12 protein-coding genes, 1 tRNA gene, 2 rRNA genes and 3 pseudogenes are annotated in these 20,656 nt (G+C 60.5%); 11 read left to right on the plus strand and 7 right to left on the minus strand.

The genetic code is table 11. The annotated features are described in order from the left end of the window. The 6 genes from FMZ75_RS15815 to FMZ75_RS15840 form a co-directional block, all read left to right on the plus strand. A 23S ribosomal RNA gene (locus tag FMZ75_RS15815) occupies positions 1-466 on the plus strand; the annotation flags it as partial. A gap of 81 nt (positions 467-547) precedes the next feature. Further along, positions 548-662, plus strand: a 5S ribosomal RNA gene (gene rrf / locus FMZ75_RS15820). Positions 663-801: 139 nt separating this feature from the next. Further along, positions 802-878, plus strand: a tRNA-Met gene (locus FMZ75_RS15825). 456 nt (positions 879-1,334) lie between these two features. Further along, positions 1,335-3,497 (plus strand): peptidase domain-containing ABC transporter, encoded by a 2,163-nt coding sequence (locus FMZ75_RS15830; protein ID WP_166144112.1) that lies wholly within the window; start codon positions 1,335-1,337, stop codon positions 3,495-3,497. Further along, the gene (locus FMZ75_RS15835; protein ID WP_166144113.1) at positions 3,494-4,948 is read left to right on the plus strand and encodes an HlyD family type I secretion periplasmic adaptor subunit; all 1,455 of its coding nucleotides are present in this window, start codon (positions 3,494-3,496) and stop codon (positions 4,946-4,948) included. The genes FMZ75_RS15830 and FMZ75_RS15835 overlap by 4 nt, the downstream gene beginning before the upstream one ends. Before the next feature lie 134 nt (positions 4,949-5,082). Then, entirely contained in the window at positions 5,083-6,468 is a 1,386-nt protein-coding gene (locus tag FMZ75_RS15840; RefSeq protein ID WP_246729008.1) for a TolC family outer membrane protein, read from the plus strand. A 112-nt stretch (positions 6,469-6,580) separates the two neighbouring features. Here FMZ75_RS15840 and FMZ75_RS15845 read toward each other — a convergent pair whose 3' ends face one another. The 3 genes from FMZ75_RS15845 to FMZ75_RS15855 all read right to left on the minus strand — a co-directional run bounded on the left by FMZ75_RS15845 (position 6,581) and on the right by FMZ75_RS15855 (position 14,546). Then, positions 6,581-12,724, minus strand: coding sequence for a DUF4214 domain-containing protein (locus FMZ75_RS15845; RefSeq protein WP_370464731.1), 6,144 nt, complete (start codon positions 12,722-12,724; stop codon positions 6,581-6,583). Positions 12,725-13,434: 710 nt separating this feature from the next. Beyond that, complete coding sequence (locus FMZ75_RS15850) at positions 13,435-13,959, minus strand: hypothetical protein (protein ID WP_166144116.1); 525 nt, start codon at positions 13,957-13,959, stop codon at positions 13,435-13,437. Between the two features lie 284 nt (positions 13,960-14,243). Then, entirely contained in the window at positions 14,244-14,546 is a 303-nt protein-coding gene (locus FMZ75_RS15855; RefSeq protein WP_166144117.1) for a hypothetical protein, read from the minus strand. A 301-nt stretch (positions 14,547-14,847) separates the two neighbouring features. On the opposite strand from FMZ75_RS15855, the gene FMZ75_RS15860 reads away from it, so the two are divergent. Together FMZ75_RS15860 and FMZ75_RS21635 are read left to right on the plus strand one after the other, a co-directional pair. Continuing rightward, entirely contained in the window at positions 14,848-15,042 is a 195-nt protein-coding gene (locus FMZ75_RS15860; protein ID WP_166144118.1) for a hypothetical protein, read from the plus strand. Positions 15,043-15,104: 62 nt separating this feature from the next. Beyond that, positions 15,105-15,534, plus strand: a pseudogene (locus FMZ75_RS21635) (transposase); the annotation flags it as partial. On the opposite strand, the pseudogene FMZ75_RS15870 reads toward FMZ75_RS21635, so the two are convergent. The 4 genes and pseudogenes from FMZ75_RS15870 to FMZ75_RS15885 form a co-directional block, all read right to left on the minus strand. Then, a pseudogene (locus FMZ75_RS15870) lies at positions 15,535-15,633 on the minus strand (conjugal transfer protein TrbF); the annotation flags it as partial. It lies immediately after the preceding pseudogene. Positions 15,634-15,637: 4 nt separating this feature from the next. After that, positions 15,638-16,978, minus strand: a complete 1,341-nt coding sequence (trbL, locus tag FMZ75_RS15875) for a P-type conjugative transfer protein TrbL (protein ID WP_166144119.1) — start codon at positions 16,976-16,978, stop codon at positions 15,638-15,640. Further along, positions 16,975-17,250, minus strand: a complete 276-nt coding sequence (gene trbK-alt, locus FMZ75_RS15880) for a putative entry exclusion protein TrbK-alt (protein WP_246729009.1) — start codon at positions 17,248-17,250, stop codon at positions 16,975-16,977. The genes trbL and trbK-alt overlap by 4 nt, the downstream gene beginning before the upstream one ends. A 13-nt stretch (positions 17,251-17,263) precedes the next feature. Continuing rightward, positions 17,264-17,518 (minus strand): annotated as a pseudogene (locus tag FMZ75_RS15885) (DNA-binding protein); the annotation flags it as partial. Positions 17,519-17,872: 354 nt separating this feature from the next. Here FMZ75_RS15885 and FMZ75_RS15890 point away from each other — a divergent pair. From FMZ75_RS15890 to FMZ75_RS15900, 3 genes are all read left to right on the plus strand, one after another. Beyond that, positions 17,873-19,360 (plus strand): diaminobutyrate--2-oxoglutarate transaminase, encoded by a 1,488-nt coding sequence (locus tag FMZ75_RS15890; protein ID WP_166144121.1) that lies wholly within the window; start codon positions 17,873-17,875, stop codon positions 19,358-19,360. A gap of 14 nt (positions 19,361-19,374) precedes the next feature. After that, complete coding sequence (locus FMZ75_RS15895; protein WP_108916719.1) at positions 19,375-19,599, plus strand: MbtH family NRPS accessory protein; 225 nt, start codon at positions 19,375-19,377, stop codon at positions 19,597-19,599. A 143-nt stretch (positions 19,600-19,742) separates the two neighbouring features. Beyond that, positions 19,743-20,633, plus strand: coding sequence for a cupin-like domain-containing protein (locus FMZ75_RS15900; RefSeq protein WP_166144122.1), 891 nt, complete (start codon positions 19,743-19,745; stop codon positions 20,631-20,633). The last annotated feature ends 23 nt before the right edge of the window (positions 20,634-20,656 follow it).

The following is a 20,656-nucleotide window of genomic DNA, read 5'->3' on the forward strand; positions in this document are numbered from 1 at the left end:
CTCAACGGATAAAAGGTACGCCGGGGATAACAGGCTGATAACCCCCAAGAGTCCATATCGACGGGGTTGTTTGGCACCTCGATGTCGGCTCATCACATCCTGGGGCTGGAGAAGGTCCCAAGGGTTCGGCTGTTCGCCGATTAAAGTGGTACGTGAGCTGGGTTCAGAACGTCGTGAGACAGTTCGGTCCCTATCTGCCGTGGGTGTCGGAGAATTGAGAGGATTTGTCCCTAGTACGAGAGGACCGGGATGAACATACCTCTGGTGGACCTGTTGTGGCGCCAGCCGCAGTGCAGGGTAGCTATGTATGGACGGGATAACCGCTGAATGCATCTAAGCGGGAAACCCACCTCGAAACGAGTTCTCCCTCGAGAGCCGTGGAAGACGACCACGTCGATAGGCCGGGTGTGGAAGCGCGGCGACGCGCGGAGCTTACCGGTACTAATAGCTCGATCGGCTTGATCGTTCTCATTAATCCATGCCCATCTTCCCAGATGGCGCGATCGAAAGACCAATCACAGTTTGCTTCAAACTTGCCCTTTGCCGGCCTGGTGGCCTCGGCGGAGCGATCAGACCCGATCCCATCCCGAACTCGGCCGTCAAACGCTTCAGCGCCAATGGTACTATGTCTCAAGACCTGGGAGAGTAGGTCGTCGCCAGGCCTGCAAAGGGCAAGAGTTTCCTTATCTACGATGTGCGAATGGGGAGTAGCGAAGAGCGAGTAGACGATATCTATTCGCCATTCGGTACTCCCCTTTCTCGTCTTCGGCCCGCCCTTTCGAGAGTGGCCGTCGTCCTTGGCGCGGGGTGGAGCAGCCCGGTAGCTCGTCAGGCTCATAACCTGAAGGTCACAGGTTCAAATCCTGTCCCCGCAACCACTTCTTACATAAATCAATCACCGCCCCGATCTGATCCTCGGGGCGGTTTCATTTTCATGGTCGGTCTATGAACAATTGCTTGAAACAGTCACTTAGGTAGTGCAGGATAGTCGCGGGGCCCATCGCCGCCTTCTCGGGTCGGCCCGAGCGACCTTTTGCCGAGAGCTACACGCGCCCGATTCGTGAGTTTGATCAAATTATTTTGGTGGCAAACGATTGCTTCAGCAATGATGATGTTCTCCCCCGACGCCTCCAGCTCATTCCTAGACGCCGCGACGCTCCATCGTCGTCGGGGCGGCCCAGCGCTTACGTTCCGATGACTTCGGCCGCGCCCTCCTGTTTCGTCACCGGAGCCTATCCAGCCGCGGCTCCGATCGGCGCATCGGCTTTCGCCTCGCATTTCGTTTTCGCGGAGCGTAACGCGGATCTCGACCTTTCACTTCGCCAGCGGCGCCAATGAACGAGAATCCGCGACCCGAGGTCGCAGCAGTCAGTGTCGACGCCGGCCTTTTGGCTTTGTGCGGCGTCGCCGCCTATTATCGGATCGTGGCGGATCCGGCGCATATTCGCCGAGAACTCGCGCTGCGTGATGGACCGGCGAGTTCTCAGGATATCGTGCGCGCGGCCCTTCTGATCGGCCTGAAGGCGCGCATCATCGTCGATCCCGACGAAAACCGCATCGGCGCTCTACCGGTTCCGTCGATCATCCGAATGCGCGATGGCTCGTTCCAGGTGCTCGGCGGACGACTCCCGTCCGGCAGCTATCGGCTCGTCGATCCCGTCACGCGGATGGATCGCGAGCTGCCGCTCGAACGGCTCGTCGAGGAGATGGGCGGCGAGGCGATCCTCGTTTCCCGTAAGCTCGGCGGCGCCGGCGTCGATCCGCAGACATTCGGGTTCAAATGGTTCCTGCCGTCGATCTGGCGCTACCGGCGCCCGCTCGCGCATGTGATCGCCGCCTCCTTCGTCGTGCAGATCTTCGCGCTCGTGACGCCGCTGTTCTTCCAGGTGGTGATCGACAAGGTGCTCAGCCATAAGGGCTACGACACGCTCTTCGTCCTCGTCGGCGGCCTCGCCGTCATCGGCCTGTTCGACGTCATCCTGCAATATCTGCGCAGCTATGCGCTGTCGCATACGACCAACAGGATCGACGTCGAGCTCGGGCGACGCCTGTTCTTTCATCTCTTCCGCTTGCCGATGAGCTATTTCGAGACACGTTCGGCCGGACAGACCGTGGCGCGCGTCCGCGAGCTCGAGACCATCCGCTCCTTTCTGACCGGACAAGGCCTGTTCTCGGCGCTCGACATCTTCTTCACCATCGTCTTCATCATCGTCCTCTTCGCTTATTCCTGGAAGCTGACGCTGATCGTTCTAATTTCCATCCCGCTCTATCTGCTCATCGCGCAATTGGTTCGCCCAGCGCTTCGCGAGCTGATCAAGGAAAAGTTCAATCGCGGAGCCGAAAGCCAGCAGATGCTCGTCGAGGCGATCGTCGGCGTGCAGACCATCAAGGCGGCGGCCGTCGAGCCGACCATGCAGGCGCAATGGGAGGAGAAGCTCGCCGCCTATGTCTCCTGCTCTTTCGACGCGGGGCTGGTCGGCGCGGGCGGGCAGAGCGCGATTCAATATGTGAGCAAGCTGACCAGTGCGGCGCTGCTGCTGTTCGGCGCCAAGGCGGTGATAGACGGCGAACTGTCGGTCGGAGAGCTGGTCGCCTTCAACATGATCTCGGGACAGGTCGCTCAGCCAATCCTGCGGCTTTCGCAGATCTGGCAGGACTTCCAGCAGGTGCAAATCTCCATCGATCGGCTCGGAGACATTCTCAATATGCCGACCGAGCCGCTGAATGTCGCGCATGGCCATCTGCCGAGGGCCAAGGGCGCGATCGAGCTGCGCAATGTCGCCTTCCGTTATCGCCCGGGGGCGCCCGAGGCGCTGAAGAATATCTCATTGTCGATCCGGCCGGGCGAAGTCGTCGGCGTGGTCGGCCGCTCGGGGTCGGGAAAATCGACGCTGACCAAGCTCATTCAGCGATTCTATCTGCCCGAGGAGGGGCAGGTGCTGGTCGATGGCGTCGATCTCTCGCAGGTGAGCCCGGCTTGGCTGCGCGCGCAGATCGGCGTCGTGCTGCAGGAAAATCTTCTGTTCAACCGCTCGATCCATGACAATATCGCCCTCTCCAACCCCTCCATGTCGCGCGCGCAGGTGATGGCCGTGGCGCGGCTCGCCGGCGCCGACGAGTTCGTCGGCAAGCTACCGCGCGGCTATGATACGGTGATCGAGGAGCGCGGAGCCAATCTCTCGGGCGGCCAGCGGCAGCGCATCGCCATAGCCCGCGCGCTCGCGATGAATCCGCCGATCCTCATCTTCGACGAGGCGACCAGCGCGCTCGACTACGAGAGTGAACGCGTGATCCAGAAGAACATGTTCGAGATCGTCAAAGGCCGCACCGTCATCATCATCGCCCATAGGCTTCAGGCGGTGCGTCCCTGCGATAAGATCATCGGCATGCATGAAGGACGTATCGTCGAGGTCGGGACGCATGACGAGCTGCTCGCGAAGAAGGGCGTCTATGCGCACCTTTGGGCGTTGCAGAACGATCTGACGAGGGCGGGATGACGATCTGGAGCCGCTTCGCCGACAAACAGAGAGACGCGGTTCGACAGCGCATGACGCGCTCCGACCAGGAGTTCCTGCCGGCCGCGCTCGCTATTCTGGAGACGCCGCCTTCGCCGATCCAGATCGGCCTGTTGTGGAGCATCTGCCTACTGGTGGTTTTCGCGATTGGCTGGAGCTATTTCGGCGAGATCGACATATTGGCGACGGCCCAAGGAAAAATCCAGCCGTCCGGTCGCGTGAAGACCGTGCAGTCTCTAGAGATCGGCAAGGTCGCCGTCGTCCACGTGGAGAATGGGCGGCATGTCGCGGCTGGAGACATTCTGGTCGAGCTCGATTCGACCGAGGCCGCGGCGGATGAGACATCGTCCAAGGCGGCGCTCACCGCCTTTCGCGCCGAATGGCTGCGGCGCAAGGCCGCTATCGCCGCTGGGGAGCGACGCGAGGTCGCGCAGGCGCAAAGGATCGACTGGCCGGACGATATTCCGATCGACACGCGCCGACGCGAGCAGAGAGTTCTCGAGGGCGATTTGTCGCAATTGCGATCCTCGGCGCAGAGCTTCGAGGCTCAGATCATCGAGAAGCATGCCGAAGAAAAGCGCCTCGAGAATACGATCGTCGCGCAGGAGCTTCTCGTCGAGACGTTGAGGAAGCGCGTGGACATGCGCGCGGCGCTGGTCGCGCGCAAGGCGATCGCGCCGGCGAGCCTGCTCGATGCGCAGGAGACGCTCCAGAATCAGCAGACGGCGCTGGCGACGCAGAAGGGCCAGCTCCTCGAGGCGCGCGCCAATGTCGATGTTCTCAATAAGGAGCGCGAGAAGGCGTTCGAGAGCTTCATTGCCGACAATGCCCAGAAATTCGCCGAGGCCGGGCGTCAGATCGACGATCTCGAGCAGAAGGCCTCGAAGGCCCATGCGAGGACCAGTCATATGACGCTCGTCAGCCCGATCGCCGGCACTGTCCTCGGACTCTCCATCACGTCGAAGCATCAGGTCGTCTCGCCGGGCGAAGAGCTCATGCGCATCGTTCCGGACGACGCCGGCCTCGAGATCGAATGCTATGCGGAGAACAAGGACGTCGGTTTTATCCAGGCGGGCCAAAAGGCGGTCATCAAGATCGAGTCGTTTCCATTTACGCGCTACGGCTCTCTCGACGGCTTCGTCACCCGTGTGGCGCGGGACGCCATTCCAGAGCCGGACGCCCAGACGGCCGAAGCCAATCCGGCCAAGTCGCAGAAGACGAGCTATTTCGGCGGCGCGCAGCGTGTTCAGAACTTGGTGTTTCCGGTGACCGTCGCGCCCGAGAGGCGGTTCATGAGCGTGGATGGCGTAGATGTTCCCCTCTCGCCGGGGATGTCCGTGTCGGTCGAGATCAGGACCGGCAAGCGGCGGATTCTGGAATATTTGTTCTCGCCGCTGGTCGAGACCGCGTCGCGGGCGTTGCGAGAGAGATGAGAAGACGGCGGGGAGCCCGATGGGCCCTCGTCGAGTGCGGCCAGAGTCGAGAGCGTTGCGTGATGGCGTTTCGAAAATCGATCCGGTGGGCGGCGACCGCCTGTGCTCGTGGAGTTCCGTCCGGGCGAGCCCTCTTGCTCGGAGCGGCTCTGATCGCCTCGCTCGAAGGCCGCGAGGCGCGGGCGGAAACTATGGAATCGGCGCTGGCCAAGGCCTATGTCGGCAATCCCGATCTCAACCAGCAACGGGCCAATGTGTGGGTGCGCGACGAGGATGTCGCCAAAGCGGCCGGAGGCATGCGGCCGAAGATCAACGCCTCCGTCAATGGCGGACCGCAATTCAATCGGCTCCGCCAGCCGGCCGGCCGGAACAGTTCCAACGAGCGGCTCTACAGCATAGAGCAGACGATCGGCGAGCCGCGCGCCGCCGCCTTCGCGCTGTCGCAGCCGCTGTTCGATGGATGGCGCACGGATAATTCCATACGTCAGGCCGAGTCGGGCGTTTTCGCCGCGCGGGCGACGATGAGGCTCACAGAACAGACGACGCTCCAAAACGCCGCGACCGCCTATATGAATGTGTTGCGCGACACGGCCGTTCTCGGCCTGCGCAAAAACAATATCGCGGTCTTGAAAGAGCAATTGCGGGTGACGCGCCATCGGCAAGAGCTCGGCGAGCTGAGCCCGACCGATGTGGCGCAGGCGCAAGCCGCGCTCGCCCATGCGGAGATGGAGCTGAATTCCGCCCAGGCCGCGCTCGAGGCCAGCGCCGCCAATTTCCGTCAGGTGATCGGCGTGGAGCCGCAGCATTTGGAGCCTGCGGCCACGATCGAGCAACTGCTGCCGAAGTCCTCGAGCGAGGCGATCGCCCTCGCGCTCGCCGAGCATCCGAGCGTCACCGCGGCGCAGCATCAGGTCGACGCCGCCGAGTCGGCGGTGAAAGTCGGGGAAGGCGCGCTGCTTCCGACCGTCTCGGCGAATCTGCAGGTCAATCAGCAATATGAATCCTTCTTCGGCATTCCGGGCACGCGACAATTCACAGCGCAGGTGAGCGGCGCGCTGAACGTGCCGATCTATCAGGGCGGGGTCGAATATGCGTCGATCCGCCAAGCGAAGGCGCAATTGCGCCAGGCGCGCTTCAACGCCGATCTGCAGCGCGATGCGGCGCGCGCCGCCGTCGTATCGAGCTTCAGCCAGCTGAAGACGGCGATCGGCTCGATCGCCGCGGGACGGGTCGCGGCGAAGGCGGCGGAGGTGGCGCTGAAGGGCGTGCGCGACGAGGCGCAATTGGGCCAGCGCACGACGCTCGACGTGCTCAACGCCCAGCAGGCGCTGCTCAATGCGCGCGTCGATCTGGTGACGGCGCAACGCGACCGCATCGTCGCATCCTACGCCGCCCTGGCCGCGGTCGGCCGCCTTTCGGCCGAACGGCTGCGGCTGGAGACGACGATCTACGATCCGGCCCCGCATCTCGAAGAGAGCCGTGGCAAATGGTTCGGGCTGGATGGTCCGGGAGAAAAATAGCGCAGAGCGTGTTCGCCGCTTTCGTGTCAGAAGTCCCGGATTACCCGGAAATTCGATGTCGACGGCGTTTCTCCTGGGCGTGTTGCAGACACACCCAGGAGGTCGAGAACCATCAGGCAAATTGGAACTGGCTCTGATTGAGGCTCGAAACCGCGACGTTTTTCAACGTGATCGCATCCGCCGCGCTCGCTGTGATCACCGTATCCGCTCCGACCTGCTGCGCCGCTCCGATGAGATGCGCCCAATCGGCGAAGATCGAGCTGTCGATCTGCATCCGATCGCTGCCGTCGAAACCGGAAATCTGATCCTGGCCGAAATTCGCTTCGAAAATGAACGTCTCGAAGGAGCCCGTATCGTCGACGGAGTCGTTGCCGGCTCCGAACACGACTTTGTTATTGCTTCCGGTGAGCGTCAGAGCGTCGCCAAATTCGAAAGTGACCGTATTGCCGGAGCCGTTGAGCGTGGCCTTCGCGCCGCCGCTCATGACGAGCGAGCCGTCGGACATGTTCACGACGTCGCCGGAACCGTTCTGCCCATTCGTCGAAAGCGTGATTTTCGCTCCCGTCTCGCCATAGACCGTATTGGCGTCGCCGACAATGTTCGCATCCACTCCAGCAAAGACGGTGACTGTATTGTTGGAGCCGTTGACGATCGTTCCAGATCCTCCCACCCAGAGGCCATCGGCCTTCGCGGAGACGATATTGTCGTCGCCAAATATTCCCATATTGCTGCCCACGTCCGCGGTAACGACATTGCGTGAACCGACGATATCCATATGGGAATCGGCGAGCAGGCTCGCTGAGCCATTCGAAATATAGACGACATTGTTGGCGCCCCACGCGCCATTGCCGCCGATCGTCAGGACGTCGCCGTTCCCGGCGTTGATCGTGTTTCCGCTTCCCGTAACACGAACGACCGCATTCTCCGCGAAATTCAGGGTCTGATAGGATGCGGCGATCGCTTGGCCCGCCTGGGATCCGATATAGGCCAGATGCTCGGCGCTTTCGGCGAGCGCGTAGATCATGTCGCCGCGGCTCACGCTATTATTGTCGAGCATCGACACCCAATCGGAGCTTTCCGTCGCGGTCGGGTTTCGTCCCAAGGAATTCAGATAGATCCGGGTAACGAAATCGGCGTTCGACAAGGCCCCATAGGTCTGATCGAAAGTGCTCGGATTCGAGACGTAAGGCCACCACACCCATTGAACCGAGACGATATTGTTCGCCAGTCCCGCCTCATTGGCGCCTCCGCCGACGATCGCCTGATAGCCGTCCGAAAGCTCGGTGGCGGTCGGGTCGCGTCCGAAAGCCGTTTGATATACGCGCGAGACCATGTCCTTGGCGAGCTGCTGATCGACAATATGGTCCGACGCCAAGGACGCCATCGACTGAACGGAATTGTTCGTCGTCGCATGGACGTTTCCGACGAGCACGTGCTCGGCGCTCTCGGAAATCTGAACCATCAGGTCGGCGCGGCTGAGCGCTCCGGCGTTCAATTGACCGAGATAGCCGGTGAGCTCGGCGACAGAAGGAGCGCGGCCGAGCGCATTTTCGAACACGCGTTCGACGAACTGCAGATTCGACAGCCCGCCATAGCGCGTGGAAAACTCGGTCGCGTTCATGAGGTCGTTCGCCAGCTGCGTCGAATTCAACGCATTCGTCGACGAATTGATGTATTTGCCGATCAGCTCCTTTTCGTCGATCAGCATGTCGCGATCGAAGGCCGAGTCGTACAAGCGCTCCGCCAAATCGAGATATTGATTCAACGCGTCGGACTCGATGCGGATCGTGCCAGAAGCGTTCGAGCTCGAGTAGGCATATGTGTCGATCTTGTTCTCATCGATCGTATGCGACGACGAACCGATAGTGGTGCCATAGGAGTCTTTTGAGCTCCAATTGTAGCTACCGGTTCCGTCGCCCAGCTCCGTCCTATTCTGAGTAATTCCGGCCGACGTGTTCATTGTCGTCGTCAGGCCGTCGAAGCTCGTCGTGGTCGTCGCGGTCGAACCGTCCTTGAACGTGATCGTCGAGACTTTGACGCCATCGGCGCCCTCCGTCACCGAGACGGTCTTGTCGGTGACATTGTCTCCATCGATATCGATCGTCGTGGTCGCGGACTTGCCGTTGGCGCTCGTGGTGAGGACCGATTTTCCTTTCAGGGCTCCCCCTGCGTAGAAATCGGCGACCTCGCGCGTCACGCTGCCGTCCGCATTCAGCGTCGTCAGGTCGGTCTCTGTCTCGATAGCGGAGCCGAGACCATTCAAATCGATCTGCGATGTCTTCGACAAGCCGTTGGCGCTGACTGTCGTGACGATGCGGGCTCGCAGTGTGCCATTCGAGTTGAAATCCGACGTTGTGACGGTATGGCTCCCGTCCGCATTGAGACGCTCGACGCTCGATCGGGACCAATCGACGGAGCGATCGCCGTTCGCATCGATCGCCTTCAATGCCGTCAGACCGTTAGCGCTGTCGAGCGTGACAATTCTATCCTTCAGCGCGCCGCTGGAATTGGTTTCCCATATGACGCCGCCCGATGCGCCGCTCGCCTCTTGGCCACTATTCTCGAAATGCTCATAAACGCCATCGCCATTGGCGTCGCGCGCTAGATTTTGTCTCAGCGCGTCCCAGCTGACGGTCGTGGCCTCCTTCCGGCGCAGTGAGCCATCGAGATTCTTGGCGGTCAGCGTGTCCGCGGCGGCGCCGTCCACCGTGACGGTCGAAACGTCAATCGTATCGTAGGTTCCGTCGCCATTGACGTCGAGCTGATAGGTCGTCGCCAAATTCGAATCGTCGACCGTGGTTACGGCCTTGTCGATCAGGATGGGCGCGTTCGATCCGTACAAAAACATCATCCCAGGGTCGGTCGACTGATCGATCACGACCCGTGTCGTCGAACCATCCGAATTATAAGTCGTGACGTCGCTCGACGCCAGATTGATGCTTGCGCCGCCGTTGGATCCTGTCCATTGTTTGGAGGTGGAGAGGCCATTGGCGCTGACGGTCGTGACGATCTGCTCGCGAATGCTACCGGACGTCGAGCCATTATACTGTGTAAATGTTCCGACCCTGCTGCCGTCGCCGTTCAGGACTGTGACATCGGTCACGGTCTTCACCACGTCGAGGGACTGATAGGGGATCGGAATCCAATATCCTACCCAAATCCAATTGTAGTGCGTCACCAATTCGCTGAAGTCGGTCTCGCTGGAGAGGCCGTCCGCGCTCTCCGTGGTCGTTAGCTGATTCTTGACGCTGCCGTCGGAGTTGAAATTCGAGGTCGTGTCGATTGTGGCGCCGTTCGACTGAATCTGAATGGTCTCCGTCTGATCGTTTGCGCCATTGCCGTCGATATCGTGGTTGATCGTCGTGCTGCGTCGATCCGCGCTCACCGACGTAATCGTCTGATCGCGCAAGGAACCATTGCCATTGTTGCGGCTGACGGTCTCGACATGGCTGTTGTCGGCCGCGACGCTGCGCGCGTCCGTCGTCGTCAGGTCATAGGCGCCATTTCCATCGAGATCTGCTTGCGTCGTGACCGTCAGTCCGTTGGCGCTCGTCGTGACGACCGAATTTTCGCGTATAGAGCCGTTGGAATTGGTGAGCATCGTCGTTTTGGTCGACGATCCGTCTCCGTTCTTGACGGTTACTTCGGTCGTGGTGGTGTCCCACGATCCATTGGCGTCTGCATCGACCTGCGTGATGCGCGTGAGGCCATCGGCGCTGGTCGTCGCTACAGTCCTGTCGATCAGGACGTTCCTCGGAGTATAGTTCGAAATCGTATCGACGCTCGACCCGTTGGCCGCCACGACGATCGTCTCGACTGTGTCGAACACGCCGTCGCCGTTCTGATCGAACTGGATCGTCCGCGAGCGGCCATCGGCCCCTTTCACGACGATCGTTCGAGCCCGCACGGAGCCGTCGGCATTGAGGTCGGTGGTTGTCTCGGTCCGGGTTCCATCTGGCGCGACGACGGTCACATCCGTCGTTACGCGCTCCCAATAGCCGTCGCCATTCACGTCGATCCAACTCGTCTTGGAAAGATTATCGGCGGAAAGCCAGGTGTGTGTGCGGCCGCGCAGCGATCCGTCGGAATTATAGTTGGTTTGGGTGACGGAATATGATCCGTCCGAATTATCGGCCATCGTCTCGATCGTTCGCAGATCGATCGTTTCATTGCCGTCGAGATCGAACAGCGACGTTTTCGAACGCCCGTCGACGCTCGTCCAGGTCGTGACCTTGTCGCGCAGGGATCCGTCGGCATTCGTGTCGGTGATCGTCTCGACCTCGCCGCCATTGGCCGCGAGCCAAGACGAGGCGGACGCCGCCGTATGAAACGCCATTTCTGATGAGTGAAGGACAACGTCGACGAATTCTTCGCGCGACATTCCTGTGTTCAAGGCGTTGGTCCAGCCCTGCTCCGCCTCTGGCTCTGGATTTCGACCGAGCGCGTCATTATAGATGTGAACCACGAATTGCTGGTTCGTCATCCAGCCGTATTTGCTTTGGCCCTCGGGCGATTGGACGAAGCCCGCCTCGGCCGCCTGCAGGCTGTTCCCACTGTTGAGCCAGGTGAGCCATCCGTTGAAGCCGCCCGTATCCGGCTCGCGTCCGAGCGCGGCCAGATAAAGCCGATACAGCATAACCGCTTGTTCCAGGCCATTCGTACTTTTGGCGTCGGTCGAGGTCGTGTCCCAGACATTATCGCCATTCTCGTCGGTCCTGTCGGTCCGGGTCAGGCCGTCCGCGCTGGTGATGTAGCTCGATTTGCTGATCAAGGTTCCATCGTTGCCGAAATTGGAGACGATGTTCGTCTTGGACCCGTCCGCCTCGGTGACCAGCGTCTCCGTCTGCTCGAAGACGCCATTCGCATCCATGTCGCGCTGGATGGTGGTCGATCTGCCGTCGGCGCTGGTCGTGGTGACGATCCTGTCGAGATTGACGCCGCCCGTGGTCGCATCGGTCAGCGTCACCGTCTTCGAGCCGTCGCCATTGACGACCGTCTGCTGCGACTGGACGAGGTCGATGACGCCGTCTCCGTCGACGTCCTGAGAGAGCGTGCGGGAGCTTCCGTCCGCGGACGTGACGGAGATGGTCTCGCTCGCGAGCCGGCCGTCGGCGGAATAGGCCTTGTTATCGACAGTCACCGCGCCATTCGGAGCCGTGCTGGTGGCCGTCTGTAGCGCGTGGCCTGTGGCGTCATAGACGAGTGAGACGCTCGCCGCGATTCCGGTCGCGCCATTGGTGCGGGTGAAAATCGTCTGACCGTCGATCGACGAGCCGTCGACGAAGGTCTGGGCGTAATTATTCTCCTTCAGATCGATCGATGCGATTCCGGCCTGCGCCAGGGTCTGGAGCGTCTTGCTACCATCGGCATTGGTGATGACGAGCTTGAATTGCGCGAATTTCGCGTCGCCTGCGTCGAGCTTGCCATTATGGTTCGTGTCGAACACATCGAGCAGCGCCTGCATGTCTGAGGTCGCCGTCGGGTCCCATTCGGTGAAGACGATCTCGTTCTTCTGATTGATCGCACCGTCATTGTTGGCGTCGAAGGCGAGCACGGCGTCACCGGCGCCGGCCCAGGCCGTGCGATGCTGATAGCCGTCGCCCGCCATGTCGAAATAGGTGTTCGACGAGGTCAGCGGATCGATCTTGATCCCGTTGCCGTCGAGGTCGAGGATGACGGGCCAGTCGCTCCACCAGTCGTCCCAGAACTGCCAATCCCAATCAGCCTGTTGCTGCCAGGATGCCTGATCGAAGCTGGCGCCGAAGTCGCCAAAGCCGAAGTCACTGAGTCCGAAATCGCCGAAATCGAGCGAGAAGTCAGAGAACAGGCCAGAATCGTCAAAGCCCGAGAAGAGGTTGTCCAGACCGGCGCCGATGTCGTCGAATAGGGAGGAGACGTTTGAGCCGATTTCGTCGAGAAAGCTGCCGACATTGTCGATGAGATGGGTGAAAAAGTTCGATTCATTATGCACACGCACGCCGCCGGCGATGTAGGTGTGCAGTTCCTCCACCTCGAAATTGTAGGTCTTCCACCCGCGCTCGATCTTCGGGGTCAATGCGAGACCACCGATGGATGCGTGGATGACGCGCTCCGCCTGCTCGTAGAGATGCGCCGTCTCTTCGGAATAGACGATCCGCTCCGCTGTGATCTCGGCCACGCTCCCATCGGCGAGCACGATTTTTCGGTCGCCTGCAGCGATTTCGTCGATACGACGGAAGTCGCCCGCGGGCGTGTAGAAGCGATGGCCTGGCGTCACTGTCAACTCGATCGATCCTGTTCCAGACATGTCGCCGTGGAGCACCAACCATTCCTCGGTTACATTTTTGAAAACGCGAGTGACGCGCCGCGGCACCAGAGCACCGTTCGAAGGATCAAAGGCGAGAACAGTATCGCCAATTTTGATCTGCTCAATCGCAGCTCTTACACCGGGTGCTATCTGGATTGGAGTGCCTGCAGGAAAACATTTATGGCCGGCATCAGAATCACTTTTTGGCACAATTTCGGTAGGGATTATCTCTCTATATCGCTCGATTGAGGTGCTTTCTTGTGACCATCGCGCAGGAATTTTATGCTGAAGCCGAAAATAATCCTCTACAACTGCCGCTCTTTGTTCAAAATTTAAATCATCATATGATTCAATTTCATTCAGATTGTATGGGTACAATTCTGTGTATTCGCCGCCAGTTATTATGAGTCCTTCAAGCCCCCTAATTCTAGGGTCCTCTCCATGTTGAATTTGATATACGTGAACAAGCTCGTGGATAAACAGCGCAGAATCTGATAGCGACTTAGAATAATCATCTGGCGCATATTTGTTATAAATATTGCCATCGGGCGTCATCGTGACATTGTCTGGTTGAAAAGGGTGGTATGTGCTATTAATAACACTGATCGTACTATAATCGAGCGAGTTTCCAAATACGGAAGCGCCGAGGGCAATCTCACCAATCGTTAGCGGCCGAGATGTCATTTTTGCTCTCCGAGATTTCCACGGTTTCCGCACGTGATAGATACAGTATGGTTATTTAAGTTAAGCATCAATTGCATAGACTGCTGTAAGTCTGGGATAATTCCCATATCGATCGCGTAACTGACGCACTGCGAAGGCGAGTACTGTGCAAAACATCCGTATTTGCCCCAACGAACTCCATAGTCATTATCTGAACGAAGGATACGTTCGGCCGCGCGCTCCAATATTTTGTTGCTCGGAACCCACTTCAAAACACTCTTCTCGTCCGCGACCATCGAATGCATTAACAAGGCATGTAGCAGCGCCGACCTATTCACCAGTTCTCCGTTTAAATGCAAAACATCATAAAAGAATAAAGCAAAAGAGACCCTTAGGGCGAATAAATCACCCCTCTGAGCCATCTTAACCAAATCAAAAAATGCATCCTCGCAGTGCCCCTCGTTTATCTCCAGAAACGCCGGCGCGTAGTCGCGAGAATCGTTGATCTCTTCCGCATGACAAAAAGATCCGAGCATCAACATACAAAAAAAAGCGCAACCGCTAGCGATGCGCTCGACACTTTCGCTGGGGACTTGAGCTCGGTATGTCGATCGACCGGCTGTGAAACGCAGAGCTTGACGGTATACGCTCGTCAAACTGCGCAGCGCAGATATTATTATTTTCTTTAAAGGCATAATCTCCGAATTACGCCAACAGGATACGAATTACATAAATCATCACGATCGCGAGCGTGACGCCATCTGCTGCGATGCTGCCGGATGTCATGGTTCGATGCTCGTTCAGAATTTGATAGCCGTGCCCGGTTTCAGGCATCGAACAAATCAATCGACGCGAGAACAACGCTCTCGCCAAATAGTTTGCGTGGACCATACCGCTTGCCCCACAGAATTCTAATCTCTTCGGCTGCAGGGTAGGCAACGCGCGCCGAAGCGGTCAAGAGGAATTTTCGGCAGCCGCAATCAAAACAGCTTTTTCGGCGATTCGATTTGAACTCCCGGCGCAAACGGGCTGGCGAAACAGGGACTACTCGCTCGATCATGATCTCGTCGCCGGACGCCACGCGGCGAATGGCGTCTTCCGCTGGGCTTATTGCTGCATGCCCAATCATGTTCATCTCTTCCTCACGCCCGCGACGACGGAGGGGCTGTCGCGCGCCGTGGGGAAGCGCATCGCCGCTATACCGCGTTTTTCAACGCCCGCGCGCGCGTCACAGGACATCTGATTCAGGGCCGATTCGCCTCCGTCGCGATGGACGAGGCGCATCTTGTCGCCGCGCTGCGCTATCTCGCGTCAATCCGGCGCCCGCTCGCCTCGCGGCGCGGCCCGAGGATTGGCCGCACGGCGGCGTCGCGGCTCATCTCGCCGGCCGCGACGACCCGCTCGTCGATGTTGCGCCGGCGTTGAAGCGGGTGGCGCGCTTCGCCGACCTGTCGGAGCTGACGCTCCAAGAGTTGATGGCGTTCGAAGGTTTCGAAACCAAGAGCGTCAACGGACGGCCGATGGGAGCCGCGGATTTCATCGCCTCCGTGGAGCAGCCGCTCGGCCGCGCCGTCACGCCCGGCAAACGCGGAGGGAAGCCGAAGGGAACGAAAGGCGAGAATTAATGATTCATATCATGTCACGGTAATAGGGGATCTGGACGAAAACTCGGCCTGCCCGCGGTCGAAAAAATCTTTTCGCTCCGAATGTTTCGGCGTCGACGATTCTCTGGCGCCACTTTCGGGTCGTCGCTCCGCGCGAGCCGGCGCGACGCTTCGAGGACATTCCCGGAGTCGGGCCGGAGACGGCGCTCAACTTCATTTCGGCGATCGATGACCCATCGCGCTTTCGCCGTTCACGCGATATCGCGGCCTATTTCAGGTCGACGTCGCGGCGCTGGCAATCCGGCGCTTCGATCGATGTTCGGGGACGCATCTCAAAGGCCGGCGACCCGGATGTGCGACGTTCGTATACGAGGCGGTATCTGCGCTGTGACGTGATTCAAGGGCAAGGGCAAGCTCAAAACCTGGTGTGAGGCGCTGGCCGAACGCGGCTGTCGTCGCAAGGCGGCGGTCGCCGTGGCGCACAGTATGGCGGTGATCATGTACGCGACCTGGCGCCGAGCCGATGCGCTCGTCCCAGACCTGCGCGGCTCTTTGATAGGGCGTCTCCGGTTCGGGCGTGCGGCCATAGCGCACCGAGGCGCGTCGGAACATGGGTCTATTCCTGTTGTGAGAGATCGACGGAATGGCCACCGCCGTGGCTGTCGCCGGACTGAATGACATGCGCGGCGGTCGTCGCGCCGTGGCTCGCGAGCTGATTGCGTTTCATGCGCCGCGCCCAGGCGGGCGGCGCATTCCCTGGCGAACCGCCTGTCGCGTTGTCGCCGACCGCGCCTGTCGTCGACGAGCCGCCGGTCGCCGTGAAGGCGGCGCGCGCGCCGGCGGAATAGTTCTCGGCCAAGGAGCTCGCCGTGCGTGCGGCCGCGCGCCGGAACGGAGCCGTTGCGACGGCGCCTGCGGCGCGGCCGACGCCGGCGAGTCCGGCGGCGATAGCCGAAGGCCCGGACTCGCCGGCCGAGCCGAGCGCATAGGCCGACGTCGCTCCGCCGGCGAGCCTCGCGCCGCCGCGCGCGGTGGCGGCCGCTCCCGAGGCGGCGGCCGTCGCTCCCCTTCCGGCGAGGCCGAGCGCTGCGCCTCCGACCATTCCGGCGCCCGCGACGGCGACACCGGTGCCGACCGCCGCGCCGGCGCCGAGCTGCGGCGCGCCGGAGACGAGGCCGGTCGCGATGCCGGGCCCGAATATGCCAAGGCCGAGCATGGCGAGAGCGGCGAGCACGACGGAGAGCGTCTGCTCGATCGTCGGCTGCTCGCCGCCATAGCTCGTCGTGAATTGCGAAAAGAGGCCCGAGCCGATGCCGACGATGACGGCGAGCGTCATCACTTTCACGCCGGACGCCACGATGTTGCCGAGCACCTTCTCGGCGAGAAAGGCGGTCTTGTTGAAGAGCGCGAAGGGAATGAGCACGAAGCCGGCGAGCGTCGTCAGCTTGAACTCGATCAGCGTGACGAAGAGCTGCACGGAGAGAATGAAGAAGGCGCTGATGATCAGCAGCCAGGAGATCATCAGCACGGCGATCTGAACGAAATTGGCGAAGAAGGACGCAACGCCCATTATCTGGCTCGCGGAGTCGAGCAGCGGCTGGCCAGCGTCGAGGCCGACCTGAGCGAGACGGCCGGGCCGCAGGAAATCGGCGGTCGACACAGAAGAGCCGCCGGCCTTGAGGCCGACGCCGGCGAAGCTGTTGAAGACCACTCCCGAGAGCTTGTTGAAATTGGTAATGAGGAAGGCGAAGAAGCCGATGTAGAGCGTCTTCCTCACGAGCCTCTGAATCACATCCTCGTCGGCGCCCCAGGCCCAGAACAGGCCGGCGAGCGTGATGTCGATCGCGATCAGTGTCGAGGAGAGATAGGCGACGTCGCTTTTCAGCAGGCCGAAGCCGGAATCGATATAGGTCGTAAAAGTGTTCAGGAAGGAGTCGATGACGCCGACGTTGTTCATCGCGCGGCGCCTTTCGATGCGGAGGAGGACGAAGAGGAATTGGCCGGCGCGGCCGTGGGAGGCGTCGGCCGCGCCGGCCTGCCGAAGAAGCGGCGGCGGTTCTCCGTCCAGATCGCCTCACAGCGCTGGTCTTCGGCATCCTGGAGCGCGAGCGCGCCGCAGCGGCGCAGCTCGGCGGAAAGATCGTCTCGATCGGTGGTAATGGCGGCGCCGGCGTCACGGATGATCGGCGCAGGCGCATCGAGATCGATCGCGGAGAGCGTCGCGACCAAGGTGGCGATCAGAATAGCGAACGCGCAAGTCCTCCCCATCATCGGCAAGCGCTTGCATCGCGCTACCTTGGACGTCGAGCTTCGTCTTCAGCGCCAGCACGTCTTTGAGCGCGGCACGGCAATGTTTGCCGACATAGCGGAAGGGGAGATCGCCGCGATCCATCCGCAGCACGACGAGCGGCCACGAGATGCCGAGAATGGCCGAAGCCTCGGTGGGGCTGACTTCTTGCTGCTCCGCAATTACCGCCACGCGCTCGCCACTGAGCAGGCGGGTCTACCACCATCTGCACGACAATTTGGAAGCCCTCGCGGAAAAAACTATCGGCCTTCAAAGCTATCTTTGGTTAGGACTCTCCACATGGGTCACGTCATGCGCACTCCGTCGCGAAACCCGATACGATATTTCTCACGAGTTGGCGGTCTCTCGCCGACGCAAAAATAAGCGAGCGCCGCGCCGGGCGTCATCGGCTTCCCCGAAGACGGATTCGATTTTCGGGGCGGCGCGAATTTTTTTGGCATGTTTCGCCGATCCCATACGTCTAAGGGCATGGATGTATTTGAACGCGATTGCGTCGGACGAAGTGAGGTCGCCGTCGACCCCACTGTGGGAGGACTTTGCCTGATGTCGCAAGAATCGCTGCATTCCGAGAGAAATTTCATAGACGCGGGCGCGATCGCGGCGCAGAGCAAGATCGATGTCCTGCAGTCGTCGGAGCCGTTGAACGCGAGTGACGTCGATTCTAGCCCCGAACCGGCGTGGCGTCCATTCTATCCGACTTTCGGGAACGCCTATCTCGATCGTCAGGAGGCGATCGAATCGAATGCGCGGACATATCCGCGCCGGCTTCCCTTGGCGCTCAAATCTGGTCGCGGCGTGAGGGTTCGAGACGTCGAGGGAAGGGAGTATATCGACTGTCTGGCGGGAGCCGGCGCTCTCGCGCTCGGTCATAATCACGCGGTCGTCGTCGACGCGATTCAGAGCGCATTGAGCGAAGAGATCCCGTTTCAGACGCTCGATCTGCCGACGCCTCTCAAGGATCGCTTCATCGGCGACCTCTTCGAAAGTCTGCCGCCGGAGTTCGCGAAGAACTTCAAGATACAATTTTGCGGACCGTCGGGGGCCGACGCCATCGAGGCGGCGTTGAAGCTCGTCAAGACGGCGACGGGCCGCAGAGGCATCGTCGCGTTCCATGGCGCCTATCATGGCATGACCCATGGCGCTTTGAGCGTCAGCGGCGAAAGCGTTCCAAAGATCGCGCTCAGTGGACTGTCGGCGGAGGTTCAGTTTCTTCCATATCCTTTGGACTACCGCTGCCCTTTTGGTTTGGGCGGGGACGCCGGCGCGGATATGGGAGCGCGATATATCGAGACGATGCTCGACGATCCCAACAGCGGCGTCTTGCTTCCGGCCGGGATGATCGTCGAGGCGGTGCAGGGCGAGGGCGGCGTCAATCCGGCTCCGGACGAGTGGCTGCGTAAAATACGCAGCATGACCAAACGTCGCGGCATTCCGCTCATCATGGATGAGGTGCAGACGGGTCTCGGACGCACAGGGCGTTTTTATGCATTCGAACATGCGGCCATAACGCCCGACGTGCTGGTATTGTCCAAGGCTATCGGCGGCGGACTTCCCTTGTCCGCCATCGTGTATCATCGCGATCTCGACGATTGGAAGCCCGGCGCGCACGCCGGGACGTTTCGCGGCAACCAGCTCGCCTTTGCCGCCGGCGCGGCGACGATCCGCCATATTCGCGATCGCGCCTTGGATCGCCATGCCGCGGAAATGGGTCGAAATATGCTGGCGGCGCTCCGCTCCGTCGCGACGCAGGCGCGCTGCGTCGGAGACGTCCGCGGGCGTGGCCTCATGATCGGCGTGGAAATCGTCGACAGGGATGCGGTCGGCTCTCTCGGCCACGCGCCGCCGCCGTTTCCGAACCTCGCGCGTCAAATTCAGCATGAATGTCTGCGCCGCGGATTGATCGTGGAATTGGGCGGAAGGCAGGGCGCGGTCGTGCGGTTTCTGCCGCCTCTGATCGCGTCCGAGGCGGACGTCGACGCGATCGTCGATCGCTTTCAGGAAGCCGTCCGAGCCGCGGAGACGGTATGCTAGGGAGGCCTTTCATCATGGCTTGGGAAGAAGACGAAAACGCCATCTACACGGTCGTCGTGAATCACGAAGAACAATATTCGATCTGGCCGGAGTACAAGGACATTCCGAAAGGCTGGCGAGCCGTCGGCAAGACAGGGCTCAAGGCCGTATGTCTCGCCTACGTCAATGAGGTCTGGACCGACATGCGTCCTCTCAGTCTACGTGAGCAGATGGCGAAAGCCGAAGCGCGAGAAGCCTGAGCGGGGCGCCGACGCGCTGCGGGTTTCGACGATCGCCGGTCGACCGCCGCCCTTGCGACTTCGCCGCGAGCAGAATTCGTTGTTTTCGAACGGCCCATGATCCGGCCGATCGCCTGATTGTAATCCGATCAAGGGTTGGACAGATGACGATGGCATTTCGCGTCGATCGGCTGGACCAGTTGTCTCCCGACGAGTTCGTCGAGAACTACGTTCGTTTGCGACGACCGGTGGTCGTCTCGGGCGGACTGAAGGGCTGCGCGGCGTTCTCGCTCTGGAATCTGGACCATCTACGACGCCGCGCCGGCGACCGGAACGTGATCCTCAAGAAGTGGGGGCCTTCGGGAATATGTCTCGACCAGGCTCTGCTGGGCGACTATGTCGACGCTCTGGAGCTCTATGAATCGCGACGCGAAAGCGACTCGACGGCGCAAAGACCGGCCTATCTGCACGATGTGCCGCTCGAGAGCATATTGCCGGACGCGGGCGCCGATCTCGAAGGGTTTCCCGCAGATTTCTTTCCGGCGTGGTACGGCGCAGAGTGGTCGACATTCGCGCAGCTCTTTCTCGGACCCTCGGGAAGTATGACGCCGCTGCATTTCGATTGCCTGCTGACTCATAATTTGTTCTTCCAAGTGCTGGGCAGAAAAAAATTCACGCTGCTTCCTCACGAGCAGATCGAATATTGCTATCCCTATAATTGGCGATGGTGCGCGGTCGACGTCGAAAGGCCAGATTGCATTCGGCATCCACTCTATCGACGGGCGAATCCGACGGAACTCGTCGTCGAACCTGGCGACGTCCTATACATGCCGCCGGGCGTGCTCCATCATGTGCGCAGCCTCGATTGCGCTTTCTCGTTCAATGTGGACTGGCATACGAAGGCCAGCGCTCTGCGTGGAGCGCTGGCCTTCGCGCGCGGAATGCCCGCAAAGAATGTCTACTACAACATGATCATCGCATTCGGATTGTGGAGCGGCGTCTCCGCGAAGCGGCTGCTGCCGTACTATCGACCCTATCTGAATTACGTCTCTTGAATGACTCTGTTCTCGAGCGCCGT

Origin of the sequence: Methylosinus sp. RM1 (assembly GCF_011378635.1) — a bacterium.
GTDB lineage: Bacteria > Pseudomonadota > Alphaproteobacteria > Rhizobiales > Beijerinckiaceae > Methylosinus > Methylosinus sporium.

Coding starts and splice junctions, on each gene's coding strand:
- FMZ75_RS15830 (WP_166144112.1), top strand. CDS start 1,335: ATGAACGAGAATCCGCGACCCGAGGTCGCAGCAGTCAGTGTCGACGCC.
- FMZ75_RS15835 (WP_166144113.1), top strand. CDS start 3,494: ATGACGATCTGGAGCCGCTTCGCCGACAAACAGAGAGACGCGGTTCGA.
- FMZ75_RS15890 (WP_166144121.1), top strand. CDS start 17,873: ATGTCGCAAGAATCGCTGCATTCCGAGAGAAATTTCATAGACGCGGGC.
- trbL (WP_166144119.1), bottom strand. CDS start 16,978: ATGAACAACGTCGGCGTCATCGACTCCTTCCTGAACACTTTTACGACC.
- FMZ75_RS15895 (WP_108916719.1), top strand. CDS start 19,375: ATGGCTTGGGAAGAAGACGAAAACGCCATCTACACGGTCGTCGTGAAT.
- FMZ75_RS15855 (WP_166144117.1), bottom strand. CDS start 14,546: ATGATTGGGCATGCAGCAATAAGCCCAGCGGAAGACGCCATTCGCCGC.
- FMZ75_RS15850 (WP_166144116.1), bottom strand. CDS start 13,959: ATGTTGATGCTCGGATCTTTTTGTCATGCGGAAGAGATCAACGATTCT.
- FMZ75_RS15900 (WP_166144122.1), top strand. CDS start 19,743: ATGACGATGGCATTTCGCGTCGATCGGCTGGACCAGTTGTCTCCCGAC.